Here is a 15,073-nt window from a genome sequence, read left to right as displayed (position 1 = left end):
ACGCCAACTAAAATGAGCCAACCCTATGAAATGTTCACTACTTTGCTCAACCGCACTGATTACAAGCCTCACGAGTTCCATCGCCTTTGCAGCGAGCTGTCCCGAAATACTTAATGGCAAACAGCGCTTGTTAAACTCAACCGAAGAAATCGCCTTGTGCGATGAGTTTCAAGGCAAAACTCTATTGGTGGTAAATACAGCGAGCCAATGTGGCTTCACTCCGCAGTTTGAGCAACTCGAGCAACTTCATCAAACCTACAAAGACCAAGGCTTCACGGTTATCGGTTTCCCAAGTAATGATTTTCGCCAAGACAAGGGAAGCGAAGAGAAGACGGCAAAGGTTTGTTACCTAGACTATGGCGTGACCTTCCCAATGATGGCGCGAGCTTCACTGTCTGGTAGCAACGCCAACCCCGTGTTTACAGAGATACAACAGCAAGCGGGCGTAACGCCTAAATGGAACTTTTACAAATTCTTGATCAGTAAAGAAGGTAAAGTCGTCGCCACCTTCCCTAGCTCCACATCTCCAGTGAGTGCCACGCTCAAAAACGCGATTGAGCAGCAGTTATGAAGGCGGATTACATGGCAACAACTCAAACCCGTAACACCATGGCCAAACTGGGGTACATGGGGTTAATTCCGTTTTTATTCGGTCTTCTCCTTTCGCTCACCGACAGCCAATTTATGGGGATAAGCGGTGAAACGCTGTTCATCACCTACAGCGTGGCAATTTTGAGTTTTCTTTCAGGGATCTTGTGGGCAAATGGCATCGAAAACTTTGAAAGCCAATCAAGTAACAAAGCACTGCTAATAAGCAACGCGATTGTGCTCATCGCTTGGCTGGCAGTATTGCTTGGCGAACAAAAAGAGCTAGTGACAACTCTGATTCTCATCTTTGGTTATATTGCGGTTTGGCGAGCTGAAAGGACGATGAGAGAAGAGAACCAGAGCCAAGGTCCTGATGGCTACTTTGATATGAGGACTCGGCTGACCTCTAGTGTCGTGTTAATGCACGGTATCGTGATGCTAACCTAGAGCTACGAGATTGTCTTTGAAGTGTGAGCCTTTGATTTAGTTAAGCGCCTTTGTTAAAAACCGTTAGCAACAATCTAGATGATGAGCTTCATCACTAACCTCGGCTCATCATCACCAAAGTAGTTGTCTTCTTGCTTGATGGTAACGAACCCCATCGATGCATAAAGCGCACGAGCCGATGTGTTATTTGGGTCTACAGTGAGCAAAAGCCTAGCATCTCGAGGCAACTGCTCAACCGCCTGTTGCATCAGTTTCCGGCCAACTCCCATGCCACGATAATTCTGGTCTACAGCCAATGAGAGGACCCAAAACTCATTCTGCTTGTCTGTGGTTGTCGTTAAGGCATAGCCAGCAATCTTTGAGTCTTGCTTAGCAACCAATAAACCTTTTCCCCAGCAATCAAAGGCCTGACGAAAGAAAAACAGCGGATAGGCGTGAGCGCCAAACAAAGCATGTTCAAGCTGGTAGATATCAGCCAGTTCTTGTTTTTCCGCACAAACAACATTCATAGATAGACCTCATTTAAACCGAACCTCAAGTTTAAACATGCAAACTCAAAGGTGCTATTAATAATATATCAACAGCCTAAAGGCTTACGAACTACCTTAACGAAGATGCCACTTAACTAACGCCTGAGGAGTAGATTAGGTTACTTATGTTTTACTGTCGAATAACCAACAAATTTGCGCCAGATAACGCAAGAAAAACCGAGCACGCTTTGTTGAAACGTTTTGCCATTTGTGGCTTAGAGAACCAGTTTCTGAGGTATAAGCCAAATGCCGCGTAGATCGATATCGCGAGCATTTCTAACACTAGAAAGGTGCTACCTAAAACAAAGAATTGAGTATTTACGTTCGCTGAAACATCGACAAATTGAGGAAGGAATGCAGTGAAAATGAGTATCGCTTTTGGATTGCCAGCAGCGAGTGCAAATTCTTGTTTAAACAGACCAAACCAATTCTTATTTCGTTCGATATCCACGACCGGACTGGCGTGTGAGCGCCATAGGTTGAACGCGATCCACAACAGATACATCGCGCCAAATAGTTTGATCAGGAAAAACAGCGTTTCAGAAGTATAAAGCACAACCGCTAAGCCAGATTCAGCCAAAGCAATCATGCCAGAAAAAGCGAGGATTCTTCCTAGGCCTGCGACAAAGGCGGCCTGAAATCCGTAACAACGGGCGTTGTTCATTGATAACAAATTGTTTGGGCCCGGAGTCATGTTGAGCGCAAAACAAGCGGGGATGAATAGCATTAACTTCCAGATTTCCATTTTTCGTCCTTGTTAAAAACTTCGTAAATATTTAATCAATGAACGAATGCAGAAAGCTCTGTATTTACCGCTTCACATGCCGCCATTTTAATTAACCATTACTCTACAATATAATGCTCTTCGTCTGGTTCAATCAAATTCTCTGCAATACCAATTTCGCCCGCGATGAAAATCGCACTCGCTATCGTTTCTAATGTTTTATTCGGCTCTCTATCCGGTACTTCGCCCAATTCAGGAACTGGCTGCGATCGCGAGATTGAATTACAAACGACACTTTCACAAACGATATTGTGTTGCTCCTGTTGGGAAACTTCAGGCGGCTTGAAATCCGGTGAATTGAAGTCGGGAGCAGTAATACCCTCACTTGAAAACTCAGAGGCGCTGTATGAGGCAGCTGAAAACAGAGAAAGGAGCAGCATCCACTTATTCATATATCTTTCCATCGTTAATATTCACTGAATTTATAAATACTATCTAATCAGAAGTATTATGAACAGTGTTTTATTGACAGGAATTATGATATCTAAGAATGCCGATTAGAAAGCCCAAAGCTTGGATGACATGAATTCAACTCACATGTGAATGCTTGCCTAACGTAAACTTATCAAGCAGCGCCTGTGGAACTGGGATAACAGAGTATCGAATGAAGGCCACTAACGTCACTATCGCCACAAAACTGCCTAAAACAAAATCATGAACATCAACCAGCACCAAGGCAAGAACTCGATCACTAATGATGGCAAGTATGGCGATACTCAGCGCTGTCATCCATTTACGATGCTCGTAAGGCAAGTACTCCATTTTTTGGCTCACGATATAGAGCAGTGACAGTCTCACGGCATAAGTGCCACAAAGCACCACCACAACGCCCCACACTCCATAAATCGGTGTCACAACAAAATAACCAATCGCAGCTAGAATCGCACACCCGCCTTGTATCCACATTTGCGATTGGCTTGAGTGACCGCTGAAACAGCCAAGGTTAAGGTAATCCCCAGCGTTCTTAATCACACCAATCGCCAAGAGTGCCACGACAATCGTGCCTGCATATTGATAACTGCTTGGCAAAATCAAAGTAATAAAACCAGGTACAGTAAGGATCATCAAACAACCGAATACAATGGCCAGATTAACACCGACTAGCGCTCTGTCCGCACACTCTTTCTTACCATCAGGTTGTTGCAACATGGCCACTCGGTTTGGAAACCACCACAGAGCATAAGGCTGCAGAAGCAAACCAAGAATCAACGCGAACTTTCCGCTAACCGCATAAATCGCGAGTTCTTCGACACCGACGAAGCTTGCCATTACCCAGCGGTCGAGCCCCATGATCATATACATTGATGCACCGCCAACCAGAACGGGCAGTCCGAATTTTAAGATCTTCGCCGAGTATTTGAAGCAACCAAAAGATCCCATCTCTTGCCATTGATAACGCACTAAACAAACCATTAGCAACACACTGGATACCGCAGCTGAAATCAACACGCCATCTATACCGTATCCAGCCTCAAGCAAAACAAAAGTCATGATGGCTTGAACACCGGCTTTCAACACATTGAGCATGCAAAAACGTTTCGCCATCGCGTTCATACGCATCAGCGTTAGCGGGATAGAAATCGCCCCATCGAGCATGGTAGGAATAAGCAGAAGCAGTATCTGGTAAGGCTGGAATTCAACTGGCAACATTAAGATTAACAACGGCATACTGAGGGCAATCAAGGCGCCCCCAAGCACGCACACCAGCACGCTCAATGTGAAGCAGTTCGAGACGAGCTTTTGCTTTTCATCACCTTCGGCGACACCCACATAACGATACATGGCATCGACAATACCGAAGCTGAACAATATCGTCCCAATGTCTGCCAGCAAGACAATGGCTTCTAAGGAACCATACTCTGCCAACGTCATATTGTGCGTAATGTACGGGATCATCACCAATGAAATCCCTTTCATCATTAATATACCGATGGCGTAGTAAACCGACTGCTTTAAAGAACCCATAGTCGTCACCTTTTCCTTACCAAGCTGGCTTTAGGAAACTTTTACAGTCTCCAATTAGGTGTCGCAATGTGCGTTTTTGAGGTGACATGACCAAAGAACGGAAACTGTAGGCAATAGCCTGTCTATTCTGTTGTAAACCTCGATAATAGTCAGCATAACCTTCCAGTATTCTCGCCTTTGCGATTTTGAAGCTAGAAGTGGGTAGATTCCATCGTTGACTGTCATTTTGGTAATGTTGAAGAATAGTCTCTATAGACTGCAAATTTCTCAATTTAAGACTTTCAGTTTGGGTAACAGAGCTCGCTCTCATCAAGTAGCCAACCTGCACCGAGTTCAACACACCGATCTGATGGTTTTCACTCATTCGAAGCCACAGTTCCCAATCTTCCCCATACTTGATGTCAGCATTGAAACTGTCTGTTTGAGAAAACACATCCGCTTTCACCATGACCGTTGATGTTCCAATCACGTTATTTTCTATGATGAACTCCAACGGGTTCTCGATATTGATGAACAGCTCATCTTGATCTTGAAACTGCGACCAGTAACTAAAGCAGTCGACTATTACTTGGTAATCTTCAGTAAGATGCTCGTAGTTAGTAAAGCTCATCGCGAGATCAGGGTAACGTTGATGAAATTCGAGTTGGCGCTCAATTTTTTCAGGAAACCAGAAATCGTCTGCGTCTAAAAAAGCGATGTATTCACCGGTCGCCTTTTCAATCCCTAGGTTTCTCGCTTGAGGCGCACCAACACCCAATGTGGACAACGTAATAATGCGTTCATCGTCTATAGAAGCAAGATACGTCGACGTTCCATCGTTACTGTTATCGTCAATGACAATCAGCTCAACATCTTGATGAGTCTGCTTGAGTACACTGCCAATTGCCTTCGGCAGGTAATCCAAACAGTTGTAGGTAGGGATAACAACACTTACTTTAGCCATAATGACGCCCTCAGAATTATACGTTATATGGCTGACGTTGCAGGTTCTATGCCGAGAGTGTATTGCTATGAAATCACTTTTAGATCAGTCGCCTACGCAGACACTCTCAAAATGACGAACAGGGTGATCAGACATAAGCGTCAAAACTCCAATTTGATTATCAATTTGAGAAAATGAGCGACTTCTGGGGGGATAACCTTTGGAAAACCATCGAAAGCCCTCCAAAGCTACGATTCGATCTTGGTTCGTATCTTGCTTTATTGGTTATTACCTTGGCTTGATAGCTTTAGTCATATGGATTTGAGGAGTAAGGAATGAAGAAAGTAGCATTTGTGGCGCCAACCTACCCAGTACTCAGTGAGACCTTCATTCAAACAGAAGTCGACTCTGTGAAAGCGTGTGGGCACGATGTTTGTGTAATGACGTTCAAAATTGAAAACAGCGAAAAACAGTTCGACTACGACATTGTCGAAATAGGTAAAAATGTTCGGATGGGTAAAGTCGCCAGCATTAACTGGATAGGGTTCATCAAGGCTGTCTCATTTATTTCTAAGCAAACCAGTATGCCCAAAAAGTCACTGTTCGCTTATGGTTTTAAATTAGCGCTACAACTTGCGGAAAGCGACGTCGAACACGTTCATGCGCATTTTTGTCAGCACACTACAGCACACGCCATCGTCGCGGCAAAACTGCTGAATATCACCTGCTCGTTCGTTGCTCATGGTCATGATGTTTACGAGTTCGCTTATGACATTGAACATAAAATCTCATCGAGTGATTTTGTGGTTGCAGTGTGTAAAGACATGCTTGCTGACTTCAATACCATGGCGAAAGGAAACATTAAGCTCCTGCATTGCGGAGTTAATACCAAACAGTTCCAACTCAACCCAAAAACCGAAACGAAGCAACTTCGCTTTATTTTCCTTGGCCGATTAGTGGAGCAAAAAGGTATCCACCATCTTATTGATGCATTGGCGCCGATTGCCGAACCTCTCGACATTCATCTCGATATCATCGGTACTGGCGATTTAGAGCAACAATTAAAGTTACAGGTCAAAGAGCAAGGGCTCACTCGAAACGTGACCTTTCTTGGAGCGAAACCTCACGAATGGGTAAAAGAAAAACTATCGAACTATGACAGCCTAATCGCGCCCTTCTGTTTTTCCGAAACCGGATGTGTGGATACAGGGCCTCTGGTTTTAAAAGAAGCGATGGCTGTGGGAACACCAGTCATTACCACCAACATCATGGGATGCAAAGAGATCGTCTCACCAGAGACAGGCTTTGTGGTTAGCGAAAAAAACGTGGAAGAATTAAGAGAAGCGATTGAGCGTTTCGCGCAGCTAAGCAGCAACGATAAAGCATCGATGGGTTTAAAGGCACGTGAGAGAGTGAAAGACAGTTTTAATTCGATCAAACAAGCTCAGCAATTATCTCGTTGGATAGAGAACCCTGCTCAATAAGGATGAACTCAGGCAGTAAGCATCGCAAGGGCTGCTGCGTCTCACAAGAACGACTATGCACCATAAGAAAACGGAGCACCACAAAAACAAAAGAGCGCTACATCAATTTGAAATGTAACGCTCGTCTTAGCACTGCCCATTGGTGGCGCCTTAGGCTTTCAGTAACTTTTATTAGCTTTTCATTAAGAAGCCTAGCTAGCCGGCTCGAAGCGCCAAAATAGACTCAAGATCTTCGATGTCACGATATTGAGCTAGCTCCTGCTCTTTCGATGAAATAGCCACAATCGACATTCTATCGGCCAATTCGTTACCTTCAATACCAACGTGTCCGTTCACATGGTAGATGGTAATTTTTGAAGCCAGCTCTTGGTAGAGCGCATACGCAGGCTTAATAATATCGAGGTTTTTGATCTCGCCGCCCGACTTAGTCCAGCCCTTTTTCTCCCAACCCGTTGCCCACTTAGTAATACAATCTATCGAGTACTTAGAGTCACAATAGATCGCTACAGACAGACCCGCGTTTAGCTTCTCTTTTGCGAGCAAAAACGCCTGTTTAAGGCCATGCAACTCAGCGGTATTATTGGTACCAACAGGTTGATACAAGCCATACCACAATTCGGTTAATTGGTTGTTTTGGTATACCGCTAACCCCGTCCCTGCTTCACCAGGGTTTGGTTCACACGCACCATCGGTAAAGATCTTGATATCAAAAGGCATATCTGTGATTTGCTGCTCCGAAAGAGGCGGCACCTTAGCTTTCGTCGACTTACCCGCAGAGCTTGGCTTTGTCGCAGTAGAACCTGACGCAGACGACGTTTTACCACCGAAAGCAGACTCAGCCTCGTCTAGTGTTGGAAACGATTTATATCTCGCACCAGCGAAACCATCGACTTGGGATTTACACTCGTTCCAAGTGGTAAAAATACCCGGTGTGCGACCTTTCCAAACCACATAATATTTCTTAGCCAAACTAACTCCTTACCAAAACCTAAACACACAAACAGTGAATCAGTACATTAGATGCCACCACGCTATACGTTGCAAGGTCTATCACTCTAAAACAGGTCTAAAAAAGCTGCGTTCATAACTCACGATGCAATCAACTTCGTCTGCAAATTCAAACGCTTTAATACACTCAGCATCGTTCAACGATTTAATCCGATACTCTTCATAGGCAGCCAAACTTTCAAAGGTAAACAGCGCCAAGGCAATATTGTTCGCCCCTTCCGACGGTAAGAAATAACCATTGTGTTGGCCCCCGAATTTAGCAACCAGAGGAATCCACATTTTTGCGTATGTCTCGAACTCATTTACCTTTTTAGGATCAATCACATATCGAACATAACAAGTAATCATATTTATACAGCCCTTAAATAATAGGAGAAACACAAAGCCTAAGTTGACATTGAAGTTGAAGCTCACGAGAAAAGGTAATCAACCGCAACAAGGTTATAGAACAAAAACACCGCCATGCTGACGCCGATAGTAAGTAGCACATTGCCTGTTTTCCAAATCAACAGACCTGTGACCAGCGCGCCTATCAAGTATGGGTTTTCAAAGCTTGGCCAAAATGTTTGTTCAGGAGCAAATACAATTGGCCCCCAAATCGCAGTCAGCACCGCTGGGCTTGAATAGCGCAATAGGCGCCTTGCGGTTTGATTGAGTCGAAGCGGGATTGCAGGCTCAAGAAACAGATACCGACTAAAGAAAACAATCGCAGTCATGAGGAATATCGTTAACCAAATCATCTCTATTTCCCCTCCACGATTGTCTTGTTACCGTTGTTTCGCTCTTGGAACGATTCGCTGATAAAGCCCGCTAACATACCGGCAATCGCTGCAATCATTAGCCCGCCCTCAATATTGTTAACCGACATGGCAACCGAAGTGACCAATGAAACCACCACACACACTACGACGGGTAGAGTTCGGATTAATGGGAACACCAAGGCGATAAAGGTTGCTGCGACCGCGAAATCGAGCCCAATTTCATTGAGTGAAGGAATTTGGCTTCCCGCGACAATGCCGACAAAGCTCGCAATATTCCAAACGAGATAAAAACCGCCGCCTACACCCGCAGCATACCAGCGATTAAATTCTTTCTGAGACTGCCCACTACAAATCGCGAACAGCTCATCGGTGAGCCAAAATCCGAGTAATAGACGCCAACGCGCAGGAAGATGGCTGATTTTGTCACGCATCGATACGCTATACAGAAAGTGTCTAGACGTGATGAATAAGGTAGTCAACAACATGGTGCCTAAACCAATACCCGCTTTAAACATACCTGCAGCGACAAGTTGTGCAGAGCCAGCAAATAGAATAGCCGACATCGCTTGCGCTTGAAGCTGATTCAATCCAGCATCTATCGCATATGAGCCAGCTAGAATTCCCCAAGGGATTACCGCAATGCTCAAGGGCATTCCCGCTAAAACGCCCTTCCATAACTGCGTTCGTCTATCCATTGTTTCACTATCCATATAGTTCTTTTCTCTCTTCACATTGGCTATTCAATGTAAGAGGAGTTGAGTCGGTTCGATTGTACAAACTTGCTCGATTTCATGCCCCTCTGTTTGCCACACTTAACAGCACTTAACCGCACTTAACACAAGTTAGCCATGCCTTAGCCACGCAAGTTTAGAGCATTTTGATGTATTGCCCCGGCGTGTATCCATTGGCCTTTTTGAAGTGTCGATGAAAATGGCTTTGATCATGAAAACCACACTCTTGCGCGGTATCAGAAATGGTATGTCCCTGTTTCAATAACTTACGCGAAAGCCTTAACCGAGATTGGATTTGATACGCATGTGGCGGAAGACCAAACTCTTTTTGAAAAGAACGCACTAAGTGAAACGGGCTCAATGCCGCTAATTTAGATAGTTCGTCCAGGGAAACATCGGCTTGTGGAAAATCATCTAAGAACTCTTTAACCAGAACGAGCTGACGCTGAGTTTTCCCATCGAGTTGAGGGTTAAGCGGCGATTTTCCGTGTCGGCTAATCAGTTTAACCAACATCCCGTACATCAAGGTTTCTCTTAACAAGCGATTGTCAGATTCATCAATCGTGTTAAAGACTAATCTCAATTGATTGGCGAGTTCAGGGTCTTCAACAACCGCTCTTGGGAAGTAAGGCGCGCCGTAGTTCGGTAGGTTAAGCTCTTGAGTGATCTTGGCAAGTTGCTCTGGGAGAGGATACATGGCTCGATATGCCCAACCACCTTCAGTGGCAGAGTGACCGCTATGAACTTCGTCGGCATTGACCAGAATGATCGCATCTTGTGGTGCTATATGATGCCCGCCCGTTCGATAGAAACGCTGAGCGCCCTGCTCGATGACTCCCAGCGTGTAACCTTCGTGGCTGTGGCGCGAGAAGTTCTGCTTTTCGTATTCAGCATTAAGAATTTCAAGGCCGCCGAGCTCTTCGGTTATCTTATATTCGGCCTTCTCTTTAGAGCGTTTCTTGTTCTCCATAACAATTCCCAAGCCTGTTGATTATCGAGCGACTTATCAGTCTACTCTATAGTCTCTTTCAGCTTTTGTACAAAATTGCGCTTTTGTTTGTTAATACCGTTTTTGTCGTTGGCTTAATAACGTTTTCTAACTGGGAGGAAAGTCTTGGTCTATAACTAGTTGGCAAAAAATTGACAATAATCTAATCATACACGCCAATACTGTCTTCAAATCATCGGCAATAGACCTGATACACCATGAAAAATACGCTAATCCTTTTCTTTTTCCTGAGCCTAACAGGATGTACTCATAACCAATCAAAAGCACTGAGCATGAACTCCTCGTCGGTTAACACATACCCACAATCGATGTCGAACCTGCAACTGTGCGACACCTTGTATTACGGGCGCTCAAGTAACCAGACACTCGCAGCAATTGGCAGTGAATTCAATCGAAGAGGATTATCCAAGAGTTGGTGCGATACCGAAACCAACAAGCTTTATCTAACAAAGACAATTGATTGGGTAACTGACCAAGTAGAAGACAAAGAAGATTCAGAGGAAGATGCGTCGGCTGTTGTGCTGCCAGCGAATTAGAACGGGTTAGCAATGTTGTTTGCTTGTTAGCCGAGCTACCTAGTCAGGACTAGCCGAACTTACTTTATTGTTCAGGCACATCATTGATATGTTGTGACACACGAACTAGCTTACTGGTTTTAAAACCCATGCTCTGCGCCCGTTCAATCAGCGAGTCTAAGTCTTGTTTGGTGAACTCTGCAGTGCGATACAAGATCTGTAAGGTATTTTTGGTAGGACCCACCAACAAAGCCTGAGTGTAATCTTCATTCAAGAAAATTACCTTTCTCTGCTTCTCATAAGGGCTATTCGCTTCGACTGAAAACCACGCTTCGGTTTGAGAGCCCTTAAATGTTGCGGCTTGTTCTTTGGTCTTCCACTCATTCTTTTTCGCGTTGTAGCCTCGAGTTGTCAGCTTAAGATTACCGTCAGATTCAAATAAAAAGCTAAACGACAAAGAACCGAGCTTTGATTGCAATGGATGCGGGATAAAACAAGCGGAATACCATGTACCAGCGAAGCGTTCGGCATCAAAGTCAGAGGCGGGGATTTTAGACGTAGGTTTACTGCCACGAAACGTAAACAACAGCTTAATCATTAGCATCGCTAATATTTTGTATGTCATGTCACTTACTCTTTATTCGATTGTTATTAGACCCACACCTTCGATCGCATAATCAGTCGACGAATTGGTCTGTTTTTACAAGCTTAGCCAACAAGGTCTGTAACTGCTTGGATTCGTCTTCACTCAACGCACTCTGAAACTGCTCGCTGATACTATCGACCATAGGCTCACAATATTCGGCAAGCTTCTTGCCCTCTTCCGTTAAAGAAAGAAGTTTTACCTTTTTGTTCGTTTCACTCTTGCTGGCCTCAATAAGGTTCAGCTTAATCGCGTTATCAACCAAACGCTTGGTCACAGAGCGATTTCGAAGCAAGTAATTGGTTAACTCTTGCTGAGTGATTTTGCCATGCTTATCTAACACTCGAAGCGCACCAAACATCTCTAGAGAAATGCCCGAAGTGGTGCCCATCTCAGCGGTGACTTGAGCTCGAAACTGTTTGTAAGCAAAGCCCATTAAGAACATAGGATTGCTGTCGAGTGCATCAATTCCGGTGATGGATAATGCTGGTTGATTTTCCATATATAATTCCTTGGCAGACCACTAATAATACCAACACGATGGACATTAACTCTGCACGAAAGTAGGTATCTTGCAAACCAAGATCGGTTGCTGAAACATAGAGTTGCAATGGTAGCATAGTTCCTAACATCGCTTCAGTATGCATACCTCGCACGCCACCACGACTGCCGCTGATCCAAATTGCTATCATGGTCACCAAGCTTGTTAGTCCAATGATATACACCCAATTATAGGAGTGTTGCCCCGCTAACAAGGTTACGAAGACCAACGCCAATGCACAACCACCAACGTGGGCTTGTAAACAGTTTTTCACCACCATTTGATAGTTCATGCGTTCACTTTGCGCAGCCGCAATAATCACAGGCATCATACAGAACGTCGCGGCAATCAAATCGACCATCATCAAAAATGCTAAACCAACTCCAAGCATGACCACATATATCACTCGCTGCTGGTACGTCACAGGAACACTTTGCATTGGCAGCGGCGACATCGCTTTGGGCGGCTTTAAGAACAGCATCACAAATCTCACCACAACCATGGTCGTCACCATGCTCACTGCTATATCGCGAACCCAGTCCGTCATCGGCATTGGGCCATGTTGTGCAAACACAATCACCAAAAACCAATTGAGCAATGGGATGTAGATTTTCCCAAGTTTGGCAGGCGTGTCGGCCCACCTTCTTGCTAAATCAAATACCCATAAACTGATCCCCCAAACCACTGCCGGGTGTGAGGCAAATAACTGATCGACAAGCAGAGCCACACAAGCGACACCCAAGATAGGGAGAAACGCTTTGAGCATACCTCTCACTGAGTAGTCGTTAATCTTGGTCGCCGCCATTACCGGATAAAGAGCGAGGTACGCCGCAACACCTAGCTGTAGCCAAAGTTGAGCCAACATACCCAAAGACACGATAGCGCTGATCCAAGCTACTTCAGACCAGTTAATCGGGCCTCGAACTTCGTTATTCATAATCTGCCTCTTAGGTCGTAAATCGTTATTTCGTCAGTGGGTAGTCAGTTAGTCGATGATTGAAGAGCACAGTTAAACTAGGTAACGAATGCGAGCTAGCACTTCCATCCATGCACTTCCGATCACATCCCAAAACGTCGCTTCAGGCACCACCATCACGCTCACTTTAGAGCCTGAGAACAATGAGTGATCAAGTGACGGCAACGTTACTTGTGTACGCACTTTTTGTTGGTCTCGAATCCAGCGATCATCATTCACGACTTTCGCGAGGCCGCTGTTGTCGCTGCTCGCATCATAGATAGCCAGTTCACGACCTTGAATATTTCCCTCAAACACCTCACCAGGCATTGCATCAAACACCAAACGAACGGTTGTTCCCGCAGTCAGATTTGCACTGCCCTTTTCGTTGAAGTCTGCGTTAATCCAAGCATGCTGGCGATCAACCAAAAACAAAACGGGGCTGCCAGCGCCAACATAGGTTCCTGAGTTAAGGTTGAGATTGCTGATTACGCCATCAACAGGCGCGACGATTGTCGTTTTGTCCAAATCCAATTGCGCCAGTTCAACGCGAGTTCGAGCAACAGCCAAAGCACCGTTGTCGCTGCTTTTCTCAAGCTCAGCTTTTATCTGCTCAATATCGGCTTGCGCAGCTTCGACGGCTTGCTGTCTTACAATCGTGTCCGATCGGCTATCGTCTAGCGTTTCTTGGCTAACAAGTTTTCTCGAAATCAATTGCTGGTTACGCTTCAATTTTCTCTCGGCATTCAGAGCTTCGTGTTGGCGCTGACGTAACGTCGCTTCCGCGCCATGCAAGTGCTGCTTGTTTGCTTCATAGCTTTGCTCTGCTTCAACCAAAGCCGCTTCAGCCTGAGTTAACGCCAATTCAAAACGAGTTGGATCTAAGCGAACTAGCAGTTCCCCTTTTTTTACATCCTGACCATTCTTAACAGCCAACTCCACCACTGGCGCCGACACTTCTGCAGCAATACGGCTGGTTGGAATGTGCAATTGAGCTTGAGTTGTGAACGGCGCAAGGTTGTCACTTGCCACCAAGAAAAGAGCAAACAAGGCACTGGTGCCAAGTGTTAGATAGAGCATCCATTGATATGCTTTATTAGCCATAATGTTTCACCTACAACAAAATAATGCGCTCATTGTATTGATTTTTGTTTCAGATGCAACATAAATCAAAGGTGAGTATCTTAAAGATCTTGCGAGAAGTACAGCAAGCTACTGTTTATGAAAGATATAAATAGAAATTTAGATACGAAAAAGTCGTGTAGTTAGTTTGGGAAGCAAGAGTTCCAGAAGTTATCTAATGCCTTTGCTCACAATGATATGCATTAACATTGATATTCTTTAACATTTGATTAACCAACTTATCCATTAAAACTATAAGGAAATAAAAATGAAGTGGATATTTGTTGTATTCGTCAGTGTTTTCTCAGTATTTACTTACGCAAAAGATTGGAAGCAAATCCGATTTACGGTGGAAGGAGCATACCCACCATTCAGCTGGACAACGCAAGATGGTGAATTAGAGGGGTTTGAAGTCGATTTAGCCAACGCCTTGTGTGTCGAATTAGAAGTAAAATGTATCATCTCAAAAACTGACTGGGACGGGATTATCCCTTCGCTTTTAAGCCGTAAAAACGATGCAATTATAGCGGCTATGACAATTACCGAAGAACGTGAAAAGAAAGTTAACTTCACGATGCCTTACGCTAAAGTTCCCACTCGTTTTGTCATGGAAAAAGGGCGTGAAATCAATATGGATGACGGCAGCTTAAATGAACTAACAATTGGAGTTCAGCGCGCTACCATTGGTGACAAATACCTTTCCGAGATCTACCCAAATGTAGATATCAAGCGTTATGGATCATTCGACGAAGCCTTTACCGATTTACTCAACGGGCGCCTAGATAGCGTGTTTGGTGGTTCTATGGGACTCAATACGGGCTTTCTTGAAACGGAGCAAGGTAAGGACTACCACTTTACGGGTCCTAAATTTACAGAAGAAAAATGGTTCGGGCGTGGTATTGGTGTCGCGGTACGAAAACAAGATAATGAACTCAAAGATCTTATTGATGACGGTATCCAGCGCTTGATCGACAATGGCCAGCATCAAAAAATCGCAAGTAAGTATTTTTCATACAGCATTTACGAATAGTTTGGTATGCAGTGTGGACTAAACTAATTGCGAACTGT

Annotated in this window: 19 protein-coding genes; 5 read left to right on the top strand and 14 right to left on the bottom strand. The window is 44.6% G+C overall.

The genetic code is table 11. The features are described 5' to 3' along the window. Positions 1-25: 25 nt before the first annotated feature. The gene (locus AB4583_RS13045) at positions 26-571 is read left to right on the top strand and encodes a glutathione peroxidase (protein ID WP_017062212.1); all 546 of its coding nucleotides are present in this window, start codon (positions 26-28) and stop codon (positions 569-571) included. Further along, positions 568-1,035 carry a DUF3429 domain-containing protein gene (locus AB4583_RS13040; protein ID WP_017062213.1) on the top strand — a complete coding sequence of 156 codons (468 nt, stop codon included), beginning with the start codon at positions 568-570 and terminating at the stop codon, positions 1,033-1,035. The genes AB4583_RS13045 and AB4583_RS13040 overlap by 4 nt, the downstream gene beginning before the upstream one ends. A gap of 74 nt (positions 1,036-1,109) precedes the next feature. Here AB4583_RS13040 and AB4583_RS13035 read toward each other — a convergent pair whose 3' ends face one another. The 5 genes from AB4583_RS13035 to AB4583_RS13015 form a co-directional block, all read right to left on the bottom strand. After that, entirely contained in the window at positions 1,110-1,544 is a 435-nt protein-coding gene (locus AB4583_RS13035) for an N-acetyltransferase (protein ID WP_017062214.1), read from the bottom strand. A gap of 151 nt (positions 1,545-1,695) precedes the next feature. Continuing rightward, the gene (locus AB4583_RS13030) at positions 1,696-2,310 is read right to left on the bottom strand and encodes a LysE family translocator (protein ID WP_372117621.1); all 615 of its coding nucleotides are present in this window, start codon (positions 2,308-2,310) and stop codon (positions 1,696-1,698) included. A gap of 98 nt (positions 2,311-2,408) precedes the next feature. Continuing rightward, a complete protein-coding gene (locus AB4583_RS13025) occupies positions 2,409-2,741 on the bottom strand; it encodes a hypothetical protein (protein ID WP_017062216.1) in 333 nt (110 codons plus the stop codon). Between the two features lie 136 nt (positions 2,742-2,877). Further along, positions 2,878-4,314 (bottom strand): lipopolysaccharide biosynthesis protein, encoded by a 1,437-nt coding sequence (locus AB4583_RS13020; protein WP_372117618.1) that lies wholly within the window; start codon positions 4,312-4,314, stop codon positions 2,878-2,880. A 16-nt stretch (positions 4,315-4,330) separates the two neighbouring features. Further along, the gene (locus AB4583_RS13015; RefSeq protein ID WP_017062218.1) at positions 4,331-5,257 is read right to left on the bottom strand and encodes a glycosyltransferase; all 927 of its coding nucleotides are present in this window, start codon (positions 5,255-5,257) and stop codon (positions 4,331-4,333) included. 314 nt (positions 5,258-5,571) lie between these two features. Here AB4583_RS13015 and AB4583_RS13010 point away from each other — a divergent pair, with 314 nt between their 5' ends. After that, complete coding sequence (locus AB4583_RS13010) at positions 5,572-6,720, top strand: glycosyltransferase family 4 protein (protein ID WP_017070272.1); 1,149 nt, start codon at positions 5,572-5,574, stop codon at positions 6,718-6,720. 195 nt (positions 6,721-6,915) lie between these two features. Here the strand turns inward: AB4583_RS13010 and AB4583_RS13005 are convergent, their stop codons facing one another. From AB4583_RS13005 to AB4583_RS12985, 5 genes are all read right to left on the bottom strand, one after another. Further along, positions 6,916-7,689, bottom strand: a complete 774-nt coding sequence (locus AB4583_RS13005; protein WP_372117615.1) for a viroplasmin family protein — start codon at positions 7,687-7,689, stop codon at positions 6,916-6,918. Positions 7,690-7,770: 81 nt separating this feature from the next. Beyond that, entirely contained in the window at positions 7,771-8,076 is a 306-nt protein-coding gene (locus AB4583_RS13000; RefSeq protein WP_050634768.1) for an NIPSNAP family protein, read from the bottom strand. 62 nt (positions 8,077-8,138) lie between these two features. Continuing rightward, positions 8,139-8,468 (bottom strand): AzlD domain-containing protein, encoded by a 330-nt coding sequence (locus AB4583_RS12995; protein ID WP_372117612.1) that lies wholly within the window; start codon positions 8,466-8,468, stop codon positions 8,139-8,141. A 2-nt stretch (positions 8,469-8,470) separates the two neighbouring features. Next, positions 8,471-9,199 (bottom strand): AzlC family ABC transporter permease, encoded by a 729-nt coding sequence (locus tag AB4583_RS12990; RefSeq protein ID WP_102556266.1) that lies wholly within the window; start codon positions 9,197-9,199, stop codon positions 8,471-8,473. A 157-nt stretch (positions 9,200-9,356) separates the two neighbouring features. Continuing rightward, complete coding sequence (locus AB4583_RS12985; RefSeq protein ID WP_017070269.1) at positions 9,357-10,190, bottom strand: AraC family transcriptional regulator; 834 nt, start codon at positions 10,188-10,190, stop codon at positions 9,357-9,359. Between the two features lie 236 nt (positions 10,191-10,426). On the opposite strand from AB4583_RS12985, the gene AB4583_RS12980 reads away from it, so the two are divergent. Next, entirely contained in the window at positions 10,427-10,765 is a 339-nt protein-coding gene (locus AB4583_RS12980) for a hypothetical protein (RefSeq protein ID WP_029235694.1), read from the top strand. A 64-nt stretch (positions 10,766-10,829) separates the two neighbouring features. Here AB4583_RS12980 and AB4583_RS12975 read toward each other — a convergent pair whose 3' ends face one another. The 4 genes from AB4583_RS12975 to AB4583_RS12960 all read right to left on the bottom strand — a co-directional run bounded on the left by AB4583_RS12975 (position 10,830) and on the right by AB4583_RS12960 (position 13,987). Beyond that, on the bottom strand, positions 10,830-11,369 hold the full coding sequence (locus AB4583_RS12975; RefSeq protein ID WP_017062226.1) for a lipocalin family protein: 540 nt from the start codon (positions 11,367-11,369) through the stop codon (positions 10,830-10,832). Between the two features lie 52 nt (positions 11,370-11,421). After that, positions 11,422-11,889 carry a MarR family winged helix-turn-helix transcriptional regulator gene (locus AB4583_RS12970; protein WP_017062227.1) on the bottom strand — a complete coding sequence of 156 codons (468 nt, stop codon included), beginning with the start codon at positions 11,887-11,889 and terminating at the stop codon, positions 11,422-11,424. Then, a complete protein-coding gene (locus tag AB4583_RS12965) occupies positions 11,852-12,865 on the bottom strand; it encodes a DUF2955 domain-containing protein (RefSeq protein WP_017070267.1) in 1,014 nt (337 codons plus the stop codon). The genes AB4583_RS12970 and AB4583_RS12965 overlap by 38 nt, the downstream gene beginning before the upstream one ends. 72 nt (positions 12,866-12,937) lie before the next feature. Further along, a complete protein-coding gene (locus AB4583_RS12960; protein ID WP_017062229.1) occupies positions 12,938-13,987 on the bottom strand; it encodes an HlyD family secretion protein in 1,050 nt (349 codons plus the stop codon). A 286-nt stretch (positions 13,988-14,273) separates the two neighbouring features. On the opposite strand from AB4583_RS12960, the gene AB4583_RS12955 reads away from it, so the two are divergent. Further along, positions 14,274-15,035: a transporter substrate-binding domain-containing protein gene (locus AB4583_RS12955; protein WP_017070266.1), complete on the top strand. Its 762-nt coding sequence runs from the start codon at positions 14,274-14,276 to the stop codon at positions 15,033-15,035. Positions 15,036-15,073 lie beyond the last annotated feature (38 nt).

The organism is Vibrio sp. 10N.222.49.C12, from assembly GCF_041475025.1.
Classification (GTDB): Bacteria; Pseudomonadota; Gammaproteobacteria; order Enterobacterales; family Vibrionaceae; genus Vibrio; species Vibrio crassostreae_C.
The sequence above is the reverse complement of the archived record's forward strand: the minus strand, read 5'-3'. Positions and strand labels throughout refer to the sequence as shown.

Coding starts and splice junctions, on each gene's coding strand:
- AB4583_RS13045 (WP_017062212.1), top strand. CDS start 26: ATGAAATGTTCACTACTTTGCTCAACCGCACTGATTACAAGCCTCACG.
- AB4583_RS13030 (WP_372117621.1), bottom strand. CDS start 2,310: ATGGAAATCTGGAAGTTAATGCTATTCATCCCCGCTTGTTTTGCGCTC.
- AB4583_RS13040 (WP_017062213.1), top strand. CDS start 568: ATGAAGGCGGATTACATGGCAACAACTCAAACCCGTAACACCATGGCC.
- AB4583_RS13025 (WP_017062216.1), bottom strand. CDS start 2,741: ATGAATAAGTGGATGCTGCTCCTTTCTCTGTTTTCAGCTGCCTCATAC.
- AB4583_RS13010 (WP_017070272.1), top strand. CDS start 5,572: ATGAAGAAAGTAGCATTTGTGGCGCCAACCTACCCAGTACTCAGTGAG.
- AB4583_RS12960 (WP_017062229.1), bottom strand. CDS start 13,987: ATGGCTAATAAAGCATATCAATGGATGCTCTATCTAACACTTGGCACC.
- AB4583_RS12955 (WP_017070266.1), top strand. CDS start 14,274: ATGAAGTGGATATTTGTTGTATTCGTCAGTGTTTTCTCAGTATTTACT.
- AB4583_RS13000 (WP_050634768.1), bottom strand. CDS start 8,076: ATGATTACTTGTTATGTTCGATATGTGATTGATCCTAAAAAGGTAAAT.
- AB4583_RS12980 (WP_029235694.1), top strand. CDS start 10,427: ATGAAAAATACGCTAATCCTTTTCTTTTTCCTGAGCCTAACAGGATGT.
- AB4583_RS12995 (WP_372117612.1), bottom strand. CDS start 8,468: ATGATTTGGTTAACGATATTCCTCATGACTGCGATTGTTTTCTTTAGT.
- AB4583_RS12975 (WP_017062226.1), bottom strand. CDS start 11,369: ATGACATACAAAATATTAGCGATGCTAATGATTAAGCTGTTGTTTACG.
- AB4583_RS12965 (WP_017070267.1), bottom strand. CDS start 12,865: ATGAATAACGAAGTTCGAGGCCCGATTAACTGGTCTGAAGTAGCTTGG.
- AB4583_RS12985 (WP_017070269.1), bottom strand. CDS start 10,190: ATGGAGAACAAGAAACGCTCTAAAGAGAAGGCCGAATATAAGATAACC.
- AB4583_RS13020 (WP_372117618.1), bottom strand. CDS start 4,314: ATGGGTTCTTTAAAGCAGTCGGTTTACTACGCCATCGGTATATTAATG.
- AB4583_RS13035 (WP_017062214.1), bottom strand. CDS start 1,544: ATGAATGTTGTTTGTGCGGAAAAACAAGAACTGGCTGATATCTACCAG.
- AB4583_RS13015 (WP_017062218.1), bottom strand. CDS start 5,257: ATGGCTAAAGTAAGTGTTGTTATCCCTACCTACAACTGTTTGGATTAC.
- AB4583_RS12990 (WP_102556266.1), bottom strand. CDS start 9,199: ATGGATAGTGAAACAATGGATAGACGAACGCAGTTATGGAAGGGCGTT.
- AB4583_RS12970 (WP_017062227.1), bottom strand. CDS start 11,889: ATGGAAAATCAACCAGCATTATCCATCACCGGAATTGATGCACTCGAC.